Raw genomic sequence first — 22306 nt, 5'->3', positions numbered from 1 at the left:
TCAGACCCCTGCCGCGGCAGGGGTCTGTTTTCATGGGAAGGAGTCGAGGGTGGGAACAACAGCGCGGTGGCGGTGGCTTCTGGCCACGCTGCTGCTGACGGGAGGGCTGGCGCAGCCGGCCCGGGCACTGCAGGCGCTGACCGAGCAGATGCCCCCTTACAACTATCAGCTGGCCGGTCAGCCGGTGAGCGGTTTCTCGGTGGATCTGCTGCATGCCCTGCTGGCGCGCAGCGGCCTGACGCTGCGCGGTGACATCCAGCTGCAGCCCTGGGCGCGGGCCTATCAGAATGCCCGCTATCAGGCGGGCAGCATCCTCTTCTCGGTGGCGCGCACCCCGGAGCGGGAGCAGCAGTTCCAGTGGGTGGGGCCGGTCGGGCCGCGCACCATCAGGGTGTGGCGGCTGAGCTCGCGCACCGACATCCAGCCCCGCAGCCTGCAGGAGGCGAGCCACTACCGGATCGCCGTGGTGCGCAATTCGGCCTCGGCCCAGCAGCTGATCCGCCAGGGGCTGGCGCCGGTCAGCGTCAACAGCGAGGAGGACAAGTTTCGCATGCTGCTGCGCGGCCGGGTGGATCTGGTGACGGCGCTGGATCTGGGGGCCGCCTTTCACATGCACCAGCTGGGCCACGGCCTCGAGGCGCTCACCCCGCTGTTCGTCTATGACGACGGCGAGCAGTACTACTTTGCCCTCAACCTGGCGACGGAGCCGACCAAGGTGCAGGCTCTGCAGCGGGCCCTCGACCAGATGCGCCAGGATGGCTCGCTGGAGGCGCTGCGCCGGCGCTGGCTCAACCTCCATGCATTGCCGCCCGCCCCGGCCAGCGGGGCGACTCCCTCCTGATGCCGGCCCGGGCTCAGCCCTGGATCTTCAGCACGCTGACCGGTTTGTCCTTGAGCGCCACCAGCAGCTGGCGGCCCGGCAGCTTGTGGCCGTCGATCATGATGGAGCTGTGGCCGAAGTTGGCCACCAGCCGGCTGCCGTCGGAGAAGCGGGTCTCCTGCACCCGGCCCACCCCGTCACGCCAGCGAAAGCCCACCAGTGCCTTGTCCCACAGCGCCTCGTGCAGCGGGCCGAACTGGCTGTCTAGCCTCACCAGCTCCGGCAGGCGGCTCGCCAGCGTGCTGCGACTCAGGTTGACCAGCGGCGGCGTGTTGTAGAGCAGGCCGAGCAGGGCGCGCTCCTCCTTAATGCCCGGGAATTTCAGGTTGTCCAGCAGCCAGTGGTGGCTGTTGAGCACGGAGTCGTGGAACACCGCCTGATAGAGGGGCAGCCGATCCGCCGGGTTGAACACCGTCTTCAGGTAGCGCGGCTTGAGCCGGGCAGGCTGGAAGAAGACCTGTGGCGCCTCGTCCGGCCACCACTTGCCGAGGTAGTAGGGGGACTTGGCCTGCTTGCGCATGGCGGCATCGGTCCAGCCAAAGCCCCAGCTCTGGATGCCGTGGGCAAACAGCAGCGGCTTGCTGGTGAGGGCGTTGCCATCCTCCGAGCCCAGCACCAGCCCGAGCCGCTCACCCACCCAGCTCATGCGGGCGTTGCGGTCGGCGATCATCGCCTGGCTGCCCTGCTGGTGGGCCGGGTTGTAGTCGTTGGAGGCCATGGCGGTGCCGTCCACGTCGAGGAACAGGCTGTTGATGCCGCTGGCCTTGGCCAGCTCGCTCATGCGGCTCTTGGCAAACGGCAGGGTGCAGCCTGGATTGAGATAGACCCCCTCGCCACCAAAGCCCGGCTTGGGCTTGCCGTTGGCCTCGACGATGGCGCAGCGCTTGCCGATCTCCGGCGGCAGCTGGGCGGTGAGCCAGCTGTCGTTGGTGCCGGGCGCGATGGCGGTATCGTAGGAGTCATAGCTGCCCACCAGATAGCCCTGGCGCTGGGCGGCGGTGAGGGCATAGCCCTGCTGCAGGGCCGCCGTCCACTGCGGGGTGCCGAGCCACAGCTTGCGCAGTCCCGCCTGCTGCAGCGCCTCGATCACCGGCAGCGACAACCCCTGGCCCCAGCGCTCCTGCGCCACCAGTTGCTCGCCGAACTGGCTCTTGACCCACTGCTGGCGCAGGGCCAGCACCTTGCTCTGGGCCTGCGGGCCCTGCTGGGCAGGCAGCGGCAGCTGGTCGGCAATCAGCCGGTTGAGACCCGCCATGATCAGCGCCTGCTGCCAAGGCTCTGGCGCCTTGGCGGCCAGCGCCTCCCGCTCCTCGCTATTGAAGCCTTGCAGCCACTCCGGCTTTTGCCGGAGCTTGGCCTGCAGCGCGGGCCACGCCGTCACATCTTGCCGATCGAGCAGGGCATCGCCCCACAGGTAGACATGGCTGGCGCCGATCAGCCGCCGCCCGGCGGGAATGCGGGCGACCTTGTCAGCCAGAGACTGCCAGGCCCCCTCGCTCTGCAGCCACGCCCGGTAGCGGCGGGCGCCGGCCAGCCAGTCATCCCCCACGCTCAGCCGCACTACCATGGGCGCCTGCTGGTTGAAGCTGCTGAATTCATGGCTGGCGCTCAGCTGCAGCCGGCCTCCCTGGCGGCTGAAGCGAAGCCGGTTGTCGTAGGGGGTCTGCAGGATCCAGCTGTAGGTCTGCTTGCCGGCATCCTGGCTCCAGAGCGGCAGCTTGAGGTCGTAGTGGGTGTTGAGCTCGGCCAGCTCGTCGCCGACATAGCCGAGCCAGTCGCTGTCGCGCACCGAGAAGCGGCTGCCCTCGCCGAAGGCCAGGGAGAGGTGGGTCTGGTTTTTCGGCAGGCTGAACCAGGCCAGCTGACGGGGACTGTCGCTGACCAACGTCAGCAAGAGGTCGTCACCATCCAGCTTGACCTCCACCCTGGCGTCCTGGGCGGGCCAGTGCCAGCTGGCCTGCTGCTCCCCTTGTTGCAACTGATCGACCTGGCGGGCGGGCTGGCCGGCACTGACCGGGATCTGATTGACCGAGATGGCCAGGGTATCGGGATCGATGCGGTAACGCTGGGTCTCGCCCTGCAGCGTCAGGGGGGCGGCGGCCAGCGGCGGCGCCAGCAGTGAAATCAACAGCCAGCCCAGTGCTGGCGCCCGTATCGGCAAACCGTTCATGCAACATCCTTGACCTGATTGATGCCATCAGGGTACGCCGACGCCCGCCCCCCGGTACAGCCAAATCTGCTTAACCCATATGGGGTGAATGGCCTCATTAAAGCTCTCTTTGGAGCCATTTTTATGTGGCAAAAAAGCATCATTCGAACCCTCTCTCAGCCCCCGCCAGCACTGACTTGCGCGATTCATCCTGCGGGTGTGAACCTCCCGCACCCATTTTTCGACGCCCCATATAGGGGGGTGCCAGCCTGCTCGGCGGTTTCTAGCATGCCTGCTCACTTTGAACGCAATTCATTGTTTTATAAGGATTGTTTTTGACTGGAGTATCAGTATGAAGAGAGCGAAATGGAAGCCTTGGCTGGGGTTGTGCGCCCTCTTGGCCGGGGTGATCGGCTGGTACCTGTGGCCGCAAGCGGTGGCGCCCGGTCAGGGGGCGGCAGGGGGTGAGGAGAGCGCGGCGGATTCCGGCCCGCTGGCGGAGCTGACGCCACTCGCCGCCATGCCTACCCCCGTGCTCAAGCCGGCGCCGGTCGCGGCCCCCGCCAAGCCGGATCGGTTGCGGGAAGATGGCTGCCAGCAGCTGGAGACCCCCTGGCAGGCGGCCGAGGTGGATGCCGACTTTCCGCTGGCGGAGCCCGGCGATGCGGTCGAGCAGCCCCAGCCGATCGCCCTGCAGGGCAGCGATCTGGAACGGGCCCAGGTGGGCGACAGCGTGGCCCTGCCAATGCCGGACGGCAGCACCCTGCAGGCCAGGGTGACCAAGGTTGAACTGCAGCGGGGCGGGGAGCGCAACTGGCAGGGGGAAATTAGGGTCGACGGTGACAGCTATCCGGTCAATTTCACCGTCGGCAAGCAAGCGACTTTCGGGTTCATCGGCACGCCGCAAGGCAGTTACTCCGTCGAGACCCTGGGAGGCAAGGGCTGGGTTTACAAGAACCCGCCGCTGGATCTGGGTCATGGCGGCGATGACGCCCTGATCCCGACTCACCAATAACAACAGAAAAGGAAGATCACATGCAGAAAACCACCTTGGGGATCATGATTGCGGGATTGCTCGGGGCGACCCCCGTGCTGGCGGAAACCATCGACCTGATGGTGCTGCACAGTCCGGGGCTGGCGGCCCGCTATCAGGGGGACGCCCAGACCCGGATCCAGCACATGATCAACGTCACCAACCAGATCTATGCCGCCAGCGGCCTGGATCTGACGGTGCGGGCCGTGCACGACCAGCAGGTCAATTACCCGGATGGCGGCACCGACAAATCCGCGCTCAACGCGGTGACCTACCAACAGGATCCGGCTTTCAAGCAGGTTCCGACCCTGCGCACCCGCTATGGCGCCGACATGGTGGTGCTGATGCGCCCCCAGACCGGTGACCACGGCAGCTGCGGGCTGGCCTGGGTTGGCGGTTCCGCGACCTATACCGATGGCAGCAAGGCGTATGCCGACGGGGATGTCTCCCAGGATGCTGGCAGCATGTTCAGCCATGTCACGGCCACCGGCTGTGGCGACGTGGTGCTGGCGCACGAGCTGGGTCACAACATGGGGCTCAACCACTCCCGCCTGCAAGATGGCACGGGGGGCACTTATCACTATGCGCTGGGGCACGGGGTGCGGGGTTCCTTCGCCACCGTGATGGCTTATCCCTCCAGCTTCGGGGTCTACAGCCACGAGTACAAGTTCTCCAGCCCTGACCTGATCTGCAAGGGGCAGCCGTGCGGCGTGGATTACCGGGATCAGGCCAACGGTGCCGATGCGGTGCGGGCGCTGAAGGTGACGACGCCACAGATCGCCGCCTTCTATCCCACCATGGTGTCGGAAGCGCTGCCGGATCTGGGCGAGCTGGAGCGCTCCCTCGAGACCCGGCGCCAGGACCTGGCGGCGGCTCAGGAGCACTACAGCCAGCAGGTGGCGGCCAGAACCGCCCTGCAGGATCGCCAGCAGACGCTCAAGGGCAACTTTGATCGCTACCAGCGCGAGCTGAGCCAGCTGAACCAGCGCAACCGGCAGACGGTGCAGGAGATCAACCGGCTGGTGCGCGAGCACAACAGCTACAACGGCAGCTACGGCCCGGAAGAGTATCGCCGGATCCGCGCCATCCAGGCGAACCTGAGCGCCCGCATCGATCAGCTGCACGATGAGAACAACGCCATCATTCGCCAGTCCAACGAGATCAGCCAGCGCTACCAGGCCGAGGTGAACGAGTACAACGGCAGCTGGGATCGCTACAACCAGCTGGTGGCGGCGGTGAAGAGTGCCGACGGCAAGGTGGACGAGGCGCGCCGCGAGCTGGAGCTGGCCGAGCACAGGTATCAGCTGGCGCTGGCCCGCCAGCCGGCCGAGACGCAGCCGGCCTGATACAACAAGGGCGCTCCGCAACAGGCGGGGCGCCCTTGATGTCTGTCAAAGGAGCCGACCGGGCAAGTCCGGCCGGCTCCTTATTTTGCAGGCCTGCGTCAGTCAGCCCGTTTGGCTGCGGGTTTCGCATTCGTCGTCAACTGGGCGAGGGCGGCCAGCACTGCGGCTTCCAGCTGGGGATCGCGTCCCGCCAGCATGTCGGCCGGGGTCAGTGCCACCTGCACGTCCGGGATCAGCTCCTGGTTCTCGTACAGGGTGCCGTCGGGGTTGCGCAGTCCCAGGGTCGGGATGCCGTAGGCAAGGCCCGGGATCAGCCTGGAGGTGTGGGCGTACACCATGGTGCCGGTGCCCGGTACCGGTTCACCGACGATGGGGCCCACCTTGAGGGTGCGGTAGTACTGGGGAAAGGCCGAGCCTTCCGAGTAGCTGCCCGCATTGACCAGTACCACCGAGGGTTTGGTCCACTGGCGGGTGGCGGCATCCGTCTCCCCCTTGCCAAGGCGTGGCCAGCTGCGGGCCATGCCCTGGGCACTGCCGCTGCCGGTCAGGAACTCCACCAGGGTGTTGGCCAGATAACCTCCCTTGTTGAAGCGCACGTCGACGATCAGCGCCTCGCGGTTGCGCTGGCGACCGAGGGCGTCGGCCACCACCTCCTCATAGACGGCGCTGCTCATTTCCGGCAGGTAGACGTAGCCGACCCGCCCCTGACTCAACTGTTCCACCTGGCTGCGGCGCTTGGCAATCCAGCCGTCGAGCTGCAACTGATACTCCTGCTGCAGGTCGATGGCGGTGACCTCCAGCTGGCTGGGCTCCTTGTCCCCCTTGGGCTGCACAGTGAGCGCCAGCCGCTGGCCGGCCTGGTGGTTGAGCAGGGCATCCAGCTCGTTGAGGCTGTGCAGCTCGGTGCCGTTGACGGCCAGCAGGCGGGCGCCTGGCGCCAGATCCGTCTCCTGCTCCAGCGGGCCGCCGGCCAGCAGGGCGTCGAGCTCGACCGCCCCCTGTCGCTCGCGCCAGTAACCGCCGAGGCTGGCAGTCTCGTCCGGCATGCGCAGGGAGGGGGCCGGACCGCTGCCCCAGGTGTGGGAGACATTGAGCTCGCCGGCCAGCTCCGCCAGCAGGTTGCCGAAGTCACGATCGTTGCTGATGCCGGGCAGCAGGCGGCGATAGGCGGCCACATAGCCGTCCCAGTCCACTCCGTTCATGTCGGCCCGGTAGAACTCGTCCCGGGTGAGACGGGTGATCTGGTCGAAGGCGGCGCTCATCCGATCCTGCCAGCTGGCGGTGATCAGCAGATTGAAGGGGTGGCTGCTGGCCTCGCCGGAGCGGGTATCGATGAGGGCGATTTCCCCCTCCCGCACCAGGGTGGCGAGGCTGGCATCCTGGTTGAGGCTGGCCAGCGCCGGCCCCGGCTGCTCGGCAAACAGCAGCTTGGTTTCCCCCTTGCGCAGATCCTGGGCATAGCCCTTGATCTCGCTCTCGCCGTTGGCGTCCATCACCTCCACCAGATAGATCAGATGATCGTCGACGATGCGACTGGCGAGGATGGGGCCCTCTGGCTGCAGCTGGAGTGCCTCCCGGTGGGCCAGTCGGTCAGCCTCGAAGCCGTAACCGGCCTTGGGCGGCGCCTGCTCGGCGATGAAGTCACTCTTGGCGGCGCGACTGCTGTAGAGGCCGAGCAGGCTGCCGCCGAGGGGCTCGCCATCGGCACCCAGCACCCCGTACTTGGTGGATTGCCAGTAGAGGATGCCGCCGTCCTGACTCCAGGCAGGCTCGCCATCCCGATAGCCGTTGAGACTGACGTTGACCGGTTTGGCCTTGGCATCCCGGGTATCGATGACGGCGATCTCCTGCTGGGCGGAGTCGGGCTGGATGGTCAGCGCCAGGTGGCGCGAATCGGGGGCAAAGGCCAGCTCCACCGCGTGACGGGAGGGGTTGAACTCGGCGGCGACCAGCTGGCGCTGCTTGCCGCTGGCCAGATCCAGCAGGTGGATGGCCTGGCCGTCCACCACGAAGGCGAGCTGTTTGCCGTCGGGGGAGAGGGTCGGTACGCTGATGGCGGCGCCCGGGATGGCCAGCAGTTTCTCCTCGGTCAGGGTGCCGGGGTCGCTGAACAGCTTGTCCGGCTGCCCCTTCTTGAGGCGGTACAGCGCCGCCGGCCCCTCCTGTTCGGAGAGGTAGATGAGCTCCTGCTCTTTATCCAGATAGCGCGGTGCCGACTGCTCGCTGGGGTGGCGGGTGAGCTGGCGTACCCGCTCGCGCCGGGTATCGACCACGTAGAGATCCCCCTGGCTGACCAGGATCACCTCTTCCCCATCCTGGCGGGCGATGGCCTCGTCGACGGGGCCGGGCTGCCAGCTCTGCTCGGCCGGCACCTTGGCGAACAGCGGCTGGATGACGAGCTTGCGCGGGGTGTCGCTGCCGGCATCGAGGCGGTAGAGCTCCCCCTGCCAGGACCAGACCAGATCCCCCTGGCGGGAGGCAGAGAGGCCGCGCACCGGATGGCCCTTGAAGTGGGTGAGCTGGCGATCCTGGCCGTTGGCCAGATCCCGTTGCCAGACGTTGAAATCGCCGCTGCGCTCGCTCAGGTAGTAGAGCTGCTTGCCCTGCTCGTCCCAGACCGGATCGCTGGCGGCCACCCTGTCTTCAGTCAGCTGGCGATGCTGTTTGCCGTCGAACAGCCACAGACGGGAGACCGCGAACGAGTGCTGGTGCTTGCGAAACGGCTGATCCATGCCCGGCATCTGGTAGGCCAGCTGGTTGCCGTGGGGGCGGGCCAGGGTGGCGGGCAGGGGCTGGGCCGGGGTCAGCGGGCCGCCGGCAACCGGCGTCCAGTAGAGGTTGCCGGCCTGATAGCCTTCTGCCACGAAGTGATCGGCGTCGGGGTCGGTCAGGCGCTGGGTGCTCAGCAGCAGCTGCGTGCCGTCGGCGCTGAAGGCCTGGGGCAGATCGGGGCGCGAATCGCGGGTCAGCCGCACCATCTCGCCGCCACGGCTCGGCACCACGAACACGTCTTCGTTGCCGTAGAGGTTGGCGGCAAAGGCTATGAGCTTGCCATCCGGCGACCAGAGCGGGCGCTGGCTCAGGTAGTTGCCGTCGGTGAGGGGCACGGCGGGGCCGCCATCCCCCGCGCTCAGGTAGACGCGGCCCTGCCAGGTGAAGGCAAGCTGCTTGCCGTCGGGGGAGAGGGCGGGCTCGCGCAGCCAGAGCGGCTCGGCCGCCTGCAGGGAGGAGCAGAGCAGCAGGAGCAGCAGTGAGAGTCGGTATCGCATCGTGAGGTTCCTGAGAGGTGAAAAGCGCCTTATCTTCCCCCAATGTCCCGCCCGGAACTATCCCGAGATAGGGGGGTTATCCCGTTGTTTTGGCAGTTAATTGTAACAATCTATAAAAGATGGCGCGGGATATGTTTCTCTGGATATATTGAGTATTGATGGCGATCCAATATGATGGCGCTCGCCCGCCACACGAGGCGGTGCAGTTCAGATGATTTGGTAACAGAAAAGCCCTTACCAGAGGCTTGCCGAGGGATGGAATGAGAGCCGTATTACTGTGTTTGCTGGGGCTGTGGCCCGCATTGAGTTTTGCCACCCTGTCCGCCGATATGGTGGTGGTGAAGAAATCGAGTTATAGCCTGACCCTGATGAAGGATGGCAAGGAGGTCAAACGCTACTGGATCGCTCTGGGTCCGGCTCCCAAGGGGCACAAGCAGCGGGAAGGGGATCAGCGCACGCCGGAAGGCCGTTACATCCTCGACTACAAGAAGACCAACTCCAACTATTACAAGGCCATCCACATCAACTACCCGAATCTGGACGACATCAAGGCGGCCAACGAGATGGGTGTGCGACCGGGCGGCATGATCATGATCCACGGTCAGCGCAACAGCATAGGCAACACCCGTCTGCAGCCGTCCAACTGGACCAATGGCTGCATCGCCATGCTCAACAAGGATCTGGACGAAGTGTGGAACGCCATCGAACCCGGCACCCCCATCATCATTCAGCCCTGATCCTCAACAGCGCGCCACCTCCGGGTGGCGTTCTGTTTTTTGGCCCCTCTGTTCATCGTCACCTCTCTTTACCCGCAGCCTCTTGGTATCCGTCCCCGTGCTGTGCTAGTTTTTCCGGCTCGCCGTGGACGCAACAAGGATGATCCCATGCCATCAGCAACCTGCTCCCGGCCCGTCGGGGCCGAGAGTACCCGCGCGCTCTGGTGGCGCGCCTCCATCGATATTCTGCCGCTCTCCGTCTCGGTGATCCCCTGGGGGATCCTGTGCGGCGCCCTGGCGCTGCAGGTGGGGCTGAGCCCGCTGCAGGCTCAGCTGATGTCGCTGCTGGTCTATGCCGGCGCCGCCCAGCTCTCGGCCACCACTCTGTTCGGGGCGGGCACGCCGCTGCTGCCCATCATGGGCTCCACCTTCGTCATCACCTCCCAGCACCTGCTCTACGGCTTCACCTTTCGCCGCGACGTGCTGCCGCTCTCCCTGCGCTGGCGCGCCAGTCTGGCCTTCTTCCTGACCGACGAGATGTTCGCGGTGGCGCTCAAAGACCGGGAGCGCAGCGGCCGTTTCGATCCGGCCTATGCGCTTATCGCCGGCTTCGTCTTCTATCTGTTTTGGAATGCGGCGACCCTGCTCGGCATCGCCGCCGGCCAGTACATTGACGGGCTGGATCAGATGGGGCTGGACTTCGCCATCGCCGCCACCTTCATCGCCATGACCATTCCCGCCATGAAGAACCTGCCCATGGTGGCGGCCACCCTGGTGAGCGGCGCCATGGCGCTGCTCACCAAGCCGCTGCTGGCGGAGGTCTACATCATCATCTCGGCGCTCTCCGGCATGCTGGTGGGTTATGTGCTGCACCGGATGAGGAGGTAATCATGAGCTGGCTGATGATAGGCCTGCTGGCCCTGATCACCTTCTTCAACCGTTTCGCCTTCTTCTCGCGGCTGACCCGTTATCAGCCGGGTGCCGAGATGGGGGCTTTCCTCAGCTTCTCGGCCCAGTCGGTGCTGACCGCCATCTGGTTGCCCATCGTCTTCAGCTACCAGCCTGGCACTGGGCTGAGCTGGGATCCGGACTACCTGGTCGCCACCCTGCTGGTGACGGCGCTGACCCTGCTGCGGCTGCCGACCCTGCTGGTGGTGGTGGTCGGCATGGGGGGCTTCTTCCTGCTGCGCTGGCAGGGGGGCGTGGCCCAGCTGTTGCCCTGGCTGGGCTAGGCCCGTGATCTTGCATGGCGGATGTCTTCATTGGATATCCGCCATGTTGTGAATGTCACTTCAAAAAACACCTCTCAAGTGTGAGGATTTAGCTCCCATTCGTCGAGGAGCGAGCCATGTCCTTCACCGAAACCTGCCAGCGCATCGTGCGCGATCCCCTGCTGTCACCGGCCCAGAAGAGCCATGCCTTGGCGCTGGCCGCCGAGAATGCGCTGCCCTATCCCGAGCTGCCCGCCGAGGTGAGCGAGGCGATGGCCAAGGGCTTTGTCTGCGACATGTTCGAGGGGCACGCCCCCTACAAGCCGCGCTATGTGCTGCCGGATTACGAGAAGTTCCTGCGCCAGGGCTCGGCCTGGCTGGAACTGGCACCGCCGCAGGATTTCGACGAGGCGCTCGATGCTCTGCGCATCCTCTACCACCACGTGCCCTCCGTCACCGGCATGCCGGTCTGGCTGGGCCGACTCGACCACCTGCTGCTGCCCTTCGTCGGCGAGCTGGATGACGAGGCGCTCTATCGCAAGCTGAAGGGGTTCTGGATCTACCTGGACCGGGTGCTGCCGGATGCCTTCATGCACGTCAACATAGGCCCGGATGACAACCGGCTCTGCCGCCTGATCCTGCGCATCGACGGCGATCTCAAGCAGGTGGCCCCCAACCTCACCCTGTTCCACGATCCGGCACAGACCCCGGACAGCCTGCTGCTGCAGGGGGTGAAGAACATCGCGGCCTGCAGCAAGCCTCACATCGCCAACTACCCGCTGCATCGCAACACCTTCGATGAGCGCGGCTTCGGCATCGTCAGCTGCTACAACGCCTTGCCCCAGGCGGGTGGCGCCAACACCCTGGTGCGGGTCTCCCTCAAGCGGGTGGCCGAGCAGGCCCACGGCATCGACGACTTCCTGGGCTGCCTGCTGCCCCACTACTGCCGCCTCGCCTCCCGCCTGATCGAGGCGCGCGCCGCTTTCCTGCACCAGGAGTCCGGCTTCTTCGACAGTTTCCTGGTGCAGGAGGGGCTGCTGGAAGAGGATCGCTTCGTGCCCATGTTCGGCATCTACGGCATGGCCGAGGCGGTCAACCTTCTGATGAACAAGGAGAATCTGCCGGAGCGCTACGGCCGTGACGAGGAGGCGAACCAGCTGGGCTATCGCATCTCGGCCCAGCTTGCTCGCCACGTGAGCGAAACGCCGCAATGCCACGCCTGGGGCGGCCGAGCCCTGCTCCACTCCCAGGGCGGGCTCAGCGTGGATCGCGGGGTGACCCCCGGGGTGCGCATCCCCTATGGCGAGGAGCCGGATCCCGCCAGCCATGTGCTGGCGCTGGCCCCCCACCACGGCTTCTATCACTCCGGGATCAGCGAGATCCTGACCCTGGATCCCACCATCCGCCAGAACCCGCAGGCGTTGCTGCAGCTCTGCAAGGGGGCGCTTGCCATCGGCATGCGCGAGTTCACCGCCAACGTGGCGGACAGCGATCTGGTGCGGGTGACCGGCTACATGATCCGCAAGAGCGACGTGGCCCGCTTCGCGACCGAGGGATCGCGGCTGCAGACCACCTGCCTCGGCGCCGAGGCGAGCGAACTGACCGGGATCCGCCAGCGGGCGCCGCGGGTGGTGGGGCGCGAGGCGACCCTGTGTGACTACTGAGTGCGGCAGGTGGGCAGGGGCGGCGCGCACCGCGACGGTGAGCCGCTGGCTGCCTTTCTCCTGCGTGGACGGCCCCGGCAACCGGCTGGTGCTGTTTCTGCAGGGCTGCAACTTCGCCTGCCCCGGTTGTCACAACCCGCACACCATCGGCCTCTGCGATCATTGCGGTGACTGCGTGCCCGGCTGCCCGAGCGGGGCGCTGACCCTGCACGGGGGGCGGGTGAGCTGGCAGGCGGCGCAATGCGCCGACTGCGATGCCTGTCTCGATGTCTGCCCCCGCAGCGCCAGCCCCAAGACCGCCACCATGACGGTGGCCGAGGTGCTGGCCCTGCTGCGCCGCTACGGCCCGCTGCTGACCGGCATTACCATCTCCGGCGGTGAGGCCACCACCCAGCTGCCGTTCGTGATCGCGCTGTTTACGGCCATCAAGGAGGCGCCGGATCTGGCCCATCTCGGCTGCCTGCTCGACAGCAACGGTTCGCTCGCCGAGGCAGGCTGGCAGCGGCTGCTGCCGGTTCTGGACGGCGCCATGATCGATCTCAAGGGGTGGCGCGACTCTGTGCATCACACGCTGACCGGCTATGGCCGCGAGCGGGTGCTGGCGTCGCTGCAACTGCTGGCGCAGGCGGGCAAGCTGGCGGAGGTGCGCCTGCTGCAGGTGCCGGGGCAGAGCGATTATCTCGCCGCCGACGGCACGCTGGAGGCAGGGCTTGCCGCCTTCTTGCGCGCTCTCGGGCCCGTGCCCATCCGCCTCAATGGCTTTCGCCATCACGGGGTGCGCGGGGCGGCGCAGGACTGGCCAGAGGCGACGCGTGAGGAGCTGGAGCAACTGGCCGCTGCGCTGGCGGTGGCCGGGCTCGGCCCGGTCAGCCTGCCGCCACTGCTCTGAATAGGCGGGTGCTAATCAACTGATCGCAAAGGGATTTGATACTACAAGGCAAGATTGGACGGCGAACCGAGCGGTTCGGCGTGGCTTTTTTGCTGCCTGAGTCTTGAGATGACGTAACTGTGATTGCTGTCTATTTGAGCTCTGCGAGGTGGCGGCTAGAATGGGTCAATCGCCCACCATCAACAGACGAACATGAGTGAATCCAACGCCTTATATCGAGTGCAGTTCATTTGTCACAACGAGCGTTACGAAGTTTATGTCAGGGAAGTGAGCCAGGGTCAGCTGTTCGGCTTCATCGAGATCGCCAACTTCGTGTGGGACAACCACACGGCGCTCATCGTCGACCCCAGCCACGAGAAGTTGAAGAGTGAATTTGCCGATGTCAATCGCACCATGATCCCCATGCACCACGTGCTGCGGGTCGATCAGGTGCGCAAGCAGGGGGCCGCCCGCATCACCGAACTGGGCAACAACGTCTCTCCCTTCCCCAGCCCCATCTACACCAAGAAACCCTGACACCCGCCATGCCTGGCCGGCGTGTGCCGGGCATGGTCGTCCTCATCCCAGCTCGCGGGCCAGTTGCAGGATGCGCTGGCGAAACCAGCGCCGGGCCGGCTCTTCTCCGGCCGGGCCGTACCACACCAGGCTGTGGGTGACGGCGCCGTAATCGAAGGGCACCGGCCTGCTAACCAGAGCGTGGGGGACCGCCTGCTCCGCCCAGCCACCGATGGCGGTGAGGATCAGATCGCTCTGGCGCAGCAGGGCTGCCGCACTGCCAAAATCCGGCAGGATGGCGGCAATCTGCCGGCGCACCTGCAACTGGGCCAGGCTCTGTTCGAAGAAGGGATTGGCCAGCTCCTGATCGCGAATGGCGATATGGCGCCAGCTCAGGTAGGCATCGAGATCCCAGGATCGCGCCAGCGCCGGGTGATCCGCGCGCAGCAGGCAGACCAGCTTGTCCTCGCGCAGGGTCTCCCACACCAGCCCTTGCTGGCGGGGCAGGGGCTGGCTCTGATCGTGGGGCAGGATCACGAAGTCCAGCTTGCCCGCCGCCAGGGCCGCCAGCCCCTGCTCATCCTTGTTGCGAATGTCGGGCACCAGGCCCGGCACCTCGCGCATCAGCTGCGCCAGAATGGGCCCCATGGGCCAGACCATGCCGCTCTCGCGCAGGGCGAATTTCAGCTGCCCCTGCCAGCTGGCGGGATCGAACCCACCCTGGCCGGTGAGGCCGTTCAGCTCGCTCAGCAGCCGGTGCAGGGTAGGGCCGAGCCGCTCGGCGAACGGGGTCAGCAACAACTGGTTGCCCTGGCGGTAGAGCAGCTGATCGCCGAGCAGATCCCGCAACTGGTTGAGGGTCTTGCTGACGGTGGAGGGGGTGGTGCAGAGTCGCTCGGCGGTGCGGGTGACGCTCTGGCTGTCGAGCAGCAGGTGCAGGGTAACCAGATGGCGACCGCCGAGGCGGGAGAGGGCAATGAGATCCATAACGGTTCCACAAGCAAACGGGACAAACAAAAAGCCCCGCCTGAGCGGGGCTTGCGGGGATCAGCCCTTGAGCACGGCGGCCATGGCGTCGGCCACGTAGTCGACGTTGCGGTTGTTGAGGCCCGCGACGCACATCCGACCGGAGCGCACCAGGTAGACGGCGAACTCCTCGCGCAGGCGATCCACCTGTTCCGGGGTGAAGCCGGTGTAGCTGAACATGCCGCGCTGGTTGATGAAGTAGCTGAAATCGCGGCCCGGCACCTTGGCGCTCAGCACCTCGAACAGCTTCTCGCGCATCGCCTTGATGCGGGTGCGCATCTCGGTCACCTCACCGACCCACATGGCGTGCAGGCTGGCATCGTTCATCACGGCCGCAGTGATCTGGCCGCCGTGGGTGGGGGGGCTGGAGTAGTTGCGGCGCACGGTGGCCTTCATCTGGCCCAGCACCCGGCTCGCCTCTTCGGTATCCTGGCAGATGACCGACAGGCCGCCACAGCGCTCGCCGTAGAAGGAGAGGTTCTTGGAGAAGGAGTTGCTGACGAAGAAGCTGGCGCCGGCGGCCACCATGGCGCGAATGGCGTAGGCATCCTCTTCGAGCCCGTCGCCGAAGCCCTGATAGGCGATGTCCATAAAGGGGATCAGGTTCTTCTCGACCAGCAGCGCGATCACCTGGTCCCACTGGGCGCGGGAGAGATCCACCCCGGTCGGGTTGTGGCAGCAGGGGTGCAGCAGCACGATGCTCTTTGCCGGCAGGCTGCTCAGGCAGTCGATCATGGCGTCAAACTGCACGCCGCCGGTGGCCGCATCGTAGTAGGGGTAGTCGTGCACCTTGATGCCGGCGCCCTCGAACATCGCCTTGTGGTTGTCCCAGGTGGGATTGCTGACCCACACCTCGGAGGTCGGGAAGTAGCGCTTGAGCAGATCGGCGCCGATCTTCAGCGCGCCCGAGCCGCCGATGGTCTGGATGGTGGCGATGCGACCCGCCTTGACCGCTTCGTGGTCGGCACCGAACAGCAGGTGCTGCACTGCGGTGCGGTAGTTGGCGGCGCCTTCCATCGGCTGGTAGGGGCGCGGGGCCGGGGCGGCGGCGCGCTGGGCTTCGGCCTGCTGTACCGAGGCCAGCAGCGGAATGCGGCCCTGCTCGTCGTAATAGAGGCCGATCCCCAGGTTCACCTTCTGCTCGCGGGTGTCTTTGTGGAAGGTCTCGACCAGGGTCAGGATGGGGTCGCCAGCATAGGCATCGACGTGTTCAAACATGGGGGGTCCTTGCGAAATGGAATCCAGGGTGTGGCGATCAATGATCGGCGGTCATCATGGCGTAAAGCCGGCGAGGGCTCAAGTCTGAAAGGGGCGAGGGCCGTGGGGCCGACGCCGCCCAGCCGTCAACGGGATGAGGCTGGGCTACGCATGGCCCCATCCACCGGCCCTACTTCAGATAGGATCGCAATACCCGCACCACCTGATCCAGATCCTCCAGCCGCTCGGCCTGGGTCGCCTCTTCGGCGCCGAGATGTTCGCGCATGTGGCCCTCCAGCACCTCCAGCATCAGGCCGTTGACGGCGCCGCGAATGGCCGCGATCTGCTGCAAGATGGCTGCGCAGTCGCTCTCCTGCTCCAGCGCGCTCTCCAGTGCCCCAGCCTGCCCCTTGATGCGGCGCACCCGCGCCAGCAGCTTCTTCTTGCCGTGAATGGTGTGTGACATGCAAGATCCTCTCGATCAATAAAACTATACTGGGGTATAGTATATTGCATTGTCGTCCTCAGGAGAAATCCATGTCATCCCTCGCCTCATCCCACTGCCACCAACCCGTCGTCCACGAAGGGAATCCGCTGGCCGAACAGAAGACCCGCTGGGCCGTGCTGCTGACCGTCATCATGATGGTGGCGGAGATCGGCGGCGGCTGGTTCTACAACTCCATGGCGCTGCTGGCCGACGGCTGGCACATGAGCTCCCATGCGCTGGCGCTCGGCCTGTCGGTGCTGGCCTACCGCGCCGCCCGCCACTTCGCCCGCGACCACAGATTCAGCTTCGGCACCTGGAAGATCGAGGTGTTGGGGGGCTTTACCAGTGCCCTCTTGCTGGTGGGGGTGGCCGGCATGATGCTGTTCGAGTCGGTGTTCCGGCTGCTGGATCCCAGCCCGATCCACTACCAGCAGGCCATCGTCATCGCCATCGTCGGCCTGCTGGTGAACCTGGCCTGCGCCTGGCTGCTCAAGGATGATCACGGCCATCACCATGGGCACGACCACCATCATGATCATCACGACCACGATCACTCACACGATCATCACGGCCATCAGGATCTCAACCTGCGCGCCGCCTACATCCACGTGCTGGCGGATGCGGCCACCTCGGTGCTGGCCATTCTGGCGCTGGTGGGGGGCATGCTGTGGGGGGCCGACTGGCTGGATCCCCTGATGGGCATAGTGGGAGCCGGGCTGGTGGCGGTGTGGGCCTGGGGCCTGCTGCGCGACTCCGGCCGGGTGCTGCTGGATGCCGAGATGGACACGCCGCTGGTGGCGGAGATCCGCGAGGTGATTGCCGAGCTGCCGGACGCCGAAGTGCGCGATCTGCACGTCTGGCGGGTGGGCCAGCAGCAGTATGCCTGCGTGCTCTCCTTGCTGATGGCGGCGCCGGTCTCCGCCAGCGAGATCCGCGCCCGGCTCGCCATCCACGAGGAGCTGGTGCACGTCACCATAGAGGTGAGCGCCGCCTGATCCTGGCCGGTTGACCGCTCGCAACAGCAGGAAGGGGCCAAGGCCCCTTCCTGTTTTTTCTGGCTCAGTGCGGCTGGCCCTGCACATCCTCCGGTTTGTGCTGCCAGATGGCGCCGAGCAGCAGCTTGAGCAGCAGCTCGGGCGGGTTGTCCAGCAGCCGGCCCGACTCCAGCAGCAGGTGGCCATCGGCCCGAAAACCGAGGCTGGCGTGGATGGTGCCCTCCTCGCCGCACACCTGGATCAGCCCGCTCAAACTGCCGCGCTCCCCCGGCTGGCAGCGTAGCCGCAGCTCCCGCGGCTCCCCCAGCAGGGTAAAGGCTCGGGCGAGGGGCGGGGTATCCTCATAATCCGGCCAGTTGAAGAAGTGGTACTGCTCGGCGAGCGCCCCCGCCTGCTGACAAAATTGGTCAAACAGCTGGGCAATCTCTTGATACTCCTGGTCCAGCCGCCTGGCCTGCTCCTCAATCCGCTTCATCTGTCGTGGCTCCCTCTCTCTTGCCGTATCCACTTATCCATTTGATCGGAAATCAATTTTTCCAGACATCATGGCTCTGCCCGCAGGTATGTGCCGAATCGGGCGGCAGGTCTGTGAGCCCGATCCGATTTTCGTTATGAAAACGTTATCTTGTTGAAAGCGGTTAACTTTTTTGCCCCCCTGCTCACATTTGAAACGATTTCTGCTGATTAATATGGCACCGCTCGGCAATGACCGGGTACTCGGATATCGAGACTAACTACAGCGGGAATTATAAAAAAATGGATATGAAAAAGACCAAAGTGGCGCTGGTAACAGCCTCACTGCTCGCGCTTTTGTCCGGCTGCAATGACAACAGCTCCTCCCCCTCCACCCCTGAACCCACGGACGGCCCCGTCGCCCGTCTGCCCAATGTGCAACCCCCTGCCGAGCAACTGGTGGCCGGGCCCGATCAGGCGGTGATCGCCCTGGTGGATACCCAGACCAGTGCGGCCCGCGGGGTCACTGGCCCCTTCGCCAACTACAGCCTGCACCTGTGGAACAACGACGCCTGCAGCGCCACCGCCGAGAGCGGCCTCAACGCGGGCTGGGATGACAAGGTCAACACCCCGGCCGCGGCCGACGGCTTCGGCCCGAGCTGGGTGGTGCCCCTTAGCAAGCTGGAAGGCTGCATCAACTTCATCGCCCGCAACGGCGATCTGGCCAACCTGACCGGCAGCGACATGAAGGTGGTCTTCAGCGATCACCCGGACCGCACCGTGGCCATCGTCGCCGGCAAGAACGAGATCTTCGGCAGCCGCGCCGAGGCCTTCACCGCCGCCTTCGGCGTGGCGGGCGCCAGTGCCCACCTGATCGACGGCAACACCCTGATCTGGCAAGGGGGCAAGGACAAGCCCCATGTGCGCCTCTATTACACCGAGTCCGGCACCATCAAGGCCAATGCCGAAGGGGTGTTCGACTTCCCCTACATCACCCTGACCCCGACCAGCCTGACCGCCGAGCAGCAGGCCAAGTATCCGCACCTCAAGGATGCCGCCGCCTTCGCCCTGCCGGCTGGCAAGGACCTCAAGCCGCTGCTCAAGGGTGAGCTGGTGGCCATCGGCACCGACGCCGACGGCATTCTGCAGGGGGCGACCCTGGTGCAGAGCGCCGGTGCCCTCGATGCCCTTTACAGCGAAGCGGCCACCAAGCTGACTTATGGCGCCGTGGTCGAGGGGGGCAATGTCACCTTCCGGCTGTGGGCGCCGACCGCCAAGTCGGTCAAGCTGGCGCTGTTCGACGGCCAGCACAAGCCGCTCGGCGAGCGCACCATGACCCTGGACGAGGCCAGCGGCAGCTGGAGCGTGCAGGGTGGCAGCGAGCTGGTGGGCAAGTTCTACCGCTACGACATCCAGGTCTATCACCCGGTCAGCCGCAAGCTGGAATCCTATCAGGTGACCGACCCCTACTCCCTGAGCCTGGCGATGAACTCCGAGTTCAGCCAGGTGGTGGATCTCAACGATCCGGCCCTCAAGCCGGAAGGGTGGGACAGCCTCAAGGCACCCCACAGCCAGCAGAACCCCGCCGACATCACCATCTATGAGGCCCATGTCCGCGATCTGACCGGCAACGACGACTCCACCCCGGTCGAGCACCGCGGCAAGTTCCTCGGCCTGACCGATACCGACACGGCGCCGGTCAAGCACCTGCAGGCGCTGGCCAAGAGCGGCGTCAGCCACCTGCACCTGCTGCCGGTGTTCGACATCGCCACCGTCAACGAGGATCCGGCCAAGGTCGCCAACATCAGCGACGACTTCGGCAAGCTGTGCCAGGTCAACCCCGAGGTGCAGAACTCCAAGTTCGCCGGCTACTGCAGCAGCGGCCAAACCATCGAGGCCGTGCTCGGCGATCTGCAAGGGAGCGACAGCAAGGAGAACCCGCAGGTGCAGGAGCTTTACGGCTATCTGCGCGGTGTCGACTCCTTCAACTGGGGTTATGACCCCTACCACTACACCACCCCGGAAGGCTCCTACGCCACCAACGCCGAGGGCAGCCAGCGCATCCTGGAGTTCCGCGAAATGGTCAAGGCCATCAAGCAGAACATCGGCATGAACGTGGTGATGGACGTGGTCTACAACCACACCAACGAGGCGGGCCTGGGGCCCAAGTCGGTGCTCGACAAGATAGTGCCCTGGTACTATCAGCGCCTCAATCCGGAGACCGGCTCGGTGGAGAACTCCACCTGCTGCTCCAACACGGCGCCGGAACACGCCATGTTCGCCAAGCTGATGGATGACTCCCTGGTTACCTGGGCGCGCGACTACAAGATCGACGCCTTCCGCTTCGACCTGATGGGCCACCACCCGAAAGATCAGATGGTGCAGGCGCTGGCCGCGGTGAAGAAGGTCAACCCCGAGATGTACTTCTACGGCGAGGGCTGGAACTTCGGCGAGGTGCAGGATGACAAGCGCTTCGTGCAGGCGACCCAGAAACACCTGGCCGGCACCGGCATCGGCTCCTTCTCCGACCGGCTGCGGGATGCGGTGCGCGGCGGCAGTCCGTTCGACGGTGGCGACACCATTCGCAAGACCCAGGGCTTTGGCAACGGCGCCCTGGTGGATGCCAACGAGATGGACGGCGTCGATCGCGCCACTGCCCTGCATCAGGCCGATCTGGTGCGCCTCGGCATGGCCGGCAACCTCAAGGACTTCATCCTGACCGACAAGGACGGGATGCCGAAGAAGGGCTCCGACATCGACTACAACGGTCAACCGGCGGGCTACGCCCAGGATCCGACCGAAATCCAGAACTACGTCGACAAGCACGACAACCAGACCCTGTTCGACAACCTGATCTACAAGGCGCCGCAAGGGGCCGATCTGGTACGGATGCAGGGGGTATCGCTCGCCACCGCCATGCTGGGGCAGGGCATTCCGTTTACCCACGCCGGTGTCGAGCTGCTGCGCTCCAAGTCCATGGAGCGGGACAGCTACGACTCGGGTGACTGGTACAACCGGGTCGACTATACCCTGGCCGACAACAACTTCGACAAGGGGCTGCCGCGCAAGGACAAGGATGGCGACAACTATCCGCTGATCGAGAAAGTTCTCGGCAAGCACGTCAAGCCGAGCGGTGCCGACATGGCGACCATGGTGGGCTTCTATCAGGAGCTGGCCGAGCTGCGTCAATCCTCCCGACTGCTGCGTCTGGGCAGCGGCGCCGAGGTGATCAAGCGGGTCGACTTCCGCAATACCGGCCCGGATCAGGAGCCCGGCCTCATCGTGATGACGGTGGATGACGGCATCAATGCGGGTGCGGATCTGGATCCGGCCATCGATGGTCTGGTGGTGATGATCAACGCCACCAATGCTCCCCAGAGCATCAGCGACTTCCGTGACGGCAACGATCAGCCCATCGACCTGACCAGCCTGCAGTTGAGCCCGGCCCACCACGGCGGCGAGAGCATCGCCCGCGATGCGGCCGTCAATGGCGGTACCCTGACCCTGGGTGCCTGGTCGGCGGCGGTGTTCGTCAAGCCGCAGAGCGGTGCCCAGGGCACTGGCCTGCCGGTCGGCAAGAAGACTGATCTGAGCACGGTACCGCCGTTCGGTGACACCGCCGTCTATCTGAAGGGGTTCCTCAATGAGTGGGGCAACACCAACCAGATGACCTTCAGCAGCAACTTCATGTACGAGTTCACCACCGAGGTGAGCAGCGACAAGCTGGGCACCACCAACGTCAAGATCGCGGATGCCAGCTGGGGTCCCCTCAACTACGGCAGCTGCAATGCGGGTGACAAGCTGGTGATCGGCACCCCGCTGACCCTTTGCAAGGGTGGCGATACCGGCAACATCGGGCTCGATCTGGCCAAGGCGGGCAGCTACAAGTTCGTGTTTACCGCCATGAACAAGGACAAGCCCACCCTGAGCGTCAGCTTCACCGAGCCGGTGCAGAGCTGCAAGGTGCTGGACACGGTGGCGGGCAATCCGCTCGGCTACAACCTGTTCGTCAAGGGCGAGCTCTCCGGCTGGGCCGCTCAGCCCCAGTACCAGTTGAGCTACAAGGGGATGGACGGCGATCTCGCCATCTATCAGGCGGCCTTCAACTACACCGGCAGTACCGAGTTCAAGGTAGCCAACGAGGACTGGAGCAAGGAGTACCTGCTCAACGGCGGCGGCGCGGTGACGGCGGAGACGGGTTATGCCATCGGCTTCTCCCAGCCTGGCAGCGCCAACAACAGCATCACCTTGCCGCAGGGCCTGTGGAGCGTGCTGGTGAAGGTTGACCCGGCCGGTACCAAGGCCGGTACCGCGGTGATCCAGGAGTGCAGCGCCAAATAGTCATTCCCATCGAGCCCGGGGCTGGCTCGGCACCCCAGGGTTGAATTCCACCTCGCCAAGGGTGGGATAACTCCGAGAGAGTAAGCAAAGCGCGACTGCCGACCGGCAGCCGCGCTTTTTCTTTGCTGTGGGCGAGGCAATAAAAAAGCCGCCCC

At 65.4% G+C, this 22306-nt stretch carries 17 protein-coding genes; 11 read left to right on the top strand and 6 right to left on the bottom strand.

Going from position 1 to position 22306, the window contains the following annotated elements; genetic code table 11:
* Nucleotides 1-49: 49 nt before the first annotated feature.
* On the top strand, nucleotides 50-841 hold the full coding sequence (locus tag OKB87_RS05575) for a substrate-binding periplasmic protein (RefSeq protein WP_270826742.1): 792 nt from the start codon (nucleotides 50-52) through the stop codon (nucleotides 839-841).
* A 13-nt stretch (nucleotides 842-854) separates the two neighbouring features.
* Here the strand turns inward: OKB87_RS05575 and OKB87_RS05570 are convergent, their stop codons facing one another.
* A complete protein-coding gene (locus OKB87_RS05570) occupies nucleotides 855-3050 on the bottom strand; it encodes a glycoside hydrolase (RefSeq protein ID WP_270826741.1) in 2196 nt (731 codons plus the stop codon).
* Nucleotides 3051-3381: 331 nt separating this feature from the next.
* On the opposite strand from OKB87_RS05570, the gene OKB87_RS05565 reads away from it, so the two are divergent.
* Both OKB87_RS05565 and OKB87_RS05560 read left to right on the top strand, forming a co-directional pair.
* On the top strand, nucleotides 3382-4044 hold the full coding sequence (locus OKB87_RS05565; protein WP_270826740.1) for a hypothetical protein: 663 nt from the start codon (nucleotides 3382-3384) through the stop codon (nucleotides 4042-4044).
* Between the two features lie 20 nt (nucleotides 4045-4064).
* Nucleotides 4065-5408 (top strand): zinc-dependent metalloprotease, encoded by a 1344-nt coding sequence (locus tag OKB87_RS05560; protein WP_242796370.1) that lies wholly within the window; start codon nucleotides 4065-4067, stop codon nucleotides 5406-5408.
* A 98-nt stretch (nucleotides 5409-5506) separates the two neighbouring features.
* Here OKB87_RS05560 and OKB87_RS05555 read toward each other — a convergent pair whose 3' ends face one another.
* The gene (locus OKB87_RS05555; RefSeq protein ID WP_270826738.1) at nucleotides 5507-8677 is read right to left on the bottom strand and encodes a S41 family peptidase; all 3171 of its coding nucleotides are present in this window, start codon (nucleotides 8675-8677) and stop codon (nucleotides 5507-5509) included.
* A gap of 260 nt (nucleotides 8678-8937) precedes the next feature.
* Between OKB87_RS05555 and OKB87_RS05550 the strand changes: the two genes are divergently transcribed.
* The 6 genes from OKB87_RS05550 (at nucleotide 8938) to OKB87_RS05525 (ending at nucleotide 13673) form a co-directional block, all read left to right on the top strand.
* A complete protein-coding gene (locus OKB87_RS05550) occupies nucleotides 8938-9414 on the top strand; it encodes a L,D-transpeptidase family protein (protein ID WP_005308598.1) in 477 nt (158 codons plus the stop codon).
* Nucleotides 9415-9561: 147 nt separating this feature from the next.
* Nucleotides 9562-10281, top strand: a complete 720-nt coding sequence (locus tag OKB87_RS05545) for an AzlC family ABC transporter permease (RefSeq protein ID WP_011704586.1) — start codon at nucleotides 9562-9564, stop codon at nucleotides 10279-10281.
* Nucleotides 10282-10283: 2 nt separating this feature from the next.
* Nucleotides 10284-10625 carry an AzlD domain-containing protein gene (locus tag OKB87_RS05540; protein WP_010635181.1) on the top strand — a complete coding sequence of 114 codons (342 nt, stop codon included), beginning with the start codon at nucleotides 10284-10286 and terminating at the stop codon, nucleotides 10623-10625.
* 116 nt (nucleotides 10626-10741) lie between these two features.
* A complete protein-coding gene (locus OKB87_RS05535) occupies nucleotides 10742-12268 on the top strand; it encodes a YjjI family glycine radical enzyme (RefSeq protein WP_270826737.1) in 1527 nt (508 codons plus the stop codon).
* 37 nt (nucleotides 12269-12305) lie between these two features.
* A complete protein-coding gene (locus tag OKB87_RS05530; protein ID WP_270826933.1) occupies nucleotides 12306-13157 on the top strand; it encodes a YjjW family glycine radical enzyme activase in 852 nt (283 codons plus the stop codon).
* Between the two features lie 192 nt (nucleotides 13158-13349).
* Nucleotides 13350-13673, top strand: coding sequence for a DUF1820 family protein (locus OKB87_RS05525; RefSeq protein ID WP_011704589.1), 324 nt, complete (start codon nucleotides 13350-13352; stop codon nucleotides 13671-13673).
* Nucleotides 13674-13715: 42 nt separating this feature from the next.
* Here the strand turns inward: OKB87_RS05525 and OKB87_RS05520 are convergent, their stop codons facing one another.
* From OKB87_RS05520 to OKB87_RS05510, 3 genes are all read right to left on the bottom strand, one after another.
* The gene (locus OKB87_RS05520) at nucleotides 13716-14639 is read right to left on the bottom strand and encodes a LysR family transcriptional regulator (RefSeq protein WP_270826734.1); all 924 of its coding nucleotides are present in this window, start codon (nucleotides 14637-14639) and stop codon (nucleotides 13716-13718) included.
* A 60-nt stretch (nucleotides 14640-14699) separates the two neighbouring features.
* Complete coding sequence (locus OKB87_RS05515; RefSeq protein WP_270826733.1) at nucleotides 14700-15896, bottom strand: amino acid aminotransferase; 1197 nt, start codon at nucleotides 15894-15896, stop codon at nucleotides 14700-14702.
* Nucleotides 15897-16065: 169 nt separating this feature from the next.
* Entirely contained in the window at nucleotides 16066-16341 is a 276-nt protein-coding gene (locus tag OKB87_RS05510) for a metal/formaldehyde-sensitive transcriptional repressor (RefSeq protein ID WP_017408992.1), read from the bottom strand.
* Nucleotides 16342-16412: 71 nt separating this feature from the next.
* On the opposite strand from OKB87_RS05510, the gene dmeF reads away from it, so the two are divergent.
* A complete protein-coding gene (dmeF, locus tag OKB87_RS05505) occupies nucleotides 16413-17357 on the top strand; it encodes a CDF family Co(II)/Ni(II) efflux transporter DmeF (RefSeq protein WP_270826731.1) in 945 nt (314 codons plus the stop codon).
* Nucleotides 17358-17421: 64 nt separating this feature from the next.
* Here dmeF and OKB87_RS05500 read toward each other — a convergent pair whose 3' ends face one another.
* A complete protein-coding gene (locus OKB87_RS05500; RefSeq protein WP_045529083.1) occupies nucleotides 17422-17832 on the bottom strand; it encodes a hypothetical protein in 411 nt (136 codons plus the stop codon).
* A 281-nt stretch (nucleotides 17833-18113) separates the two neighbouring features.
* On the opposite strand from OKB87_RS05500, the gene pulA reads away from it, so the two are divergent.
* Nucleotides 18114-22151, top strand: coding sequence for a pullulanase-type alpha-1,6-glucosidase (pulA, locus tag OKB87_RS05495; RefSeq protein WP_270826730.1), 4038 nt, complete (start codon nucleotides 18114-18116; stop codon nucleotides 22149-22151).
* Nucleotides 22152-22306 lie beyond the last annotated feature (155 nt).

Source organism: Aeromonas sp. Y318-1, assembly GCF_027706125.1.
Lineage (GTDB): Bacteria > Pseudomonadota > Gammaproteobacteria > Enterobacterales > Aeromonadaceae > Aeromonas > Aeromonas hydrophila.
Note: the sequence above shows the minus strand (reverse complement) of the source record. Positions and strands in the feature narration are given on the sequence as shown.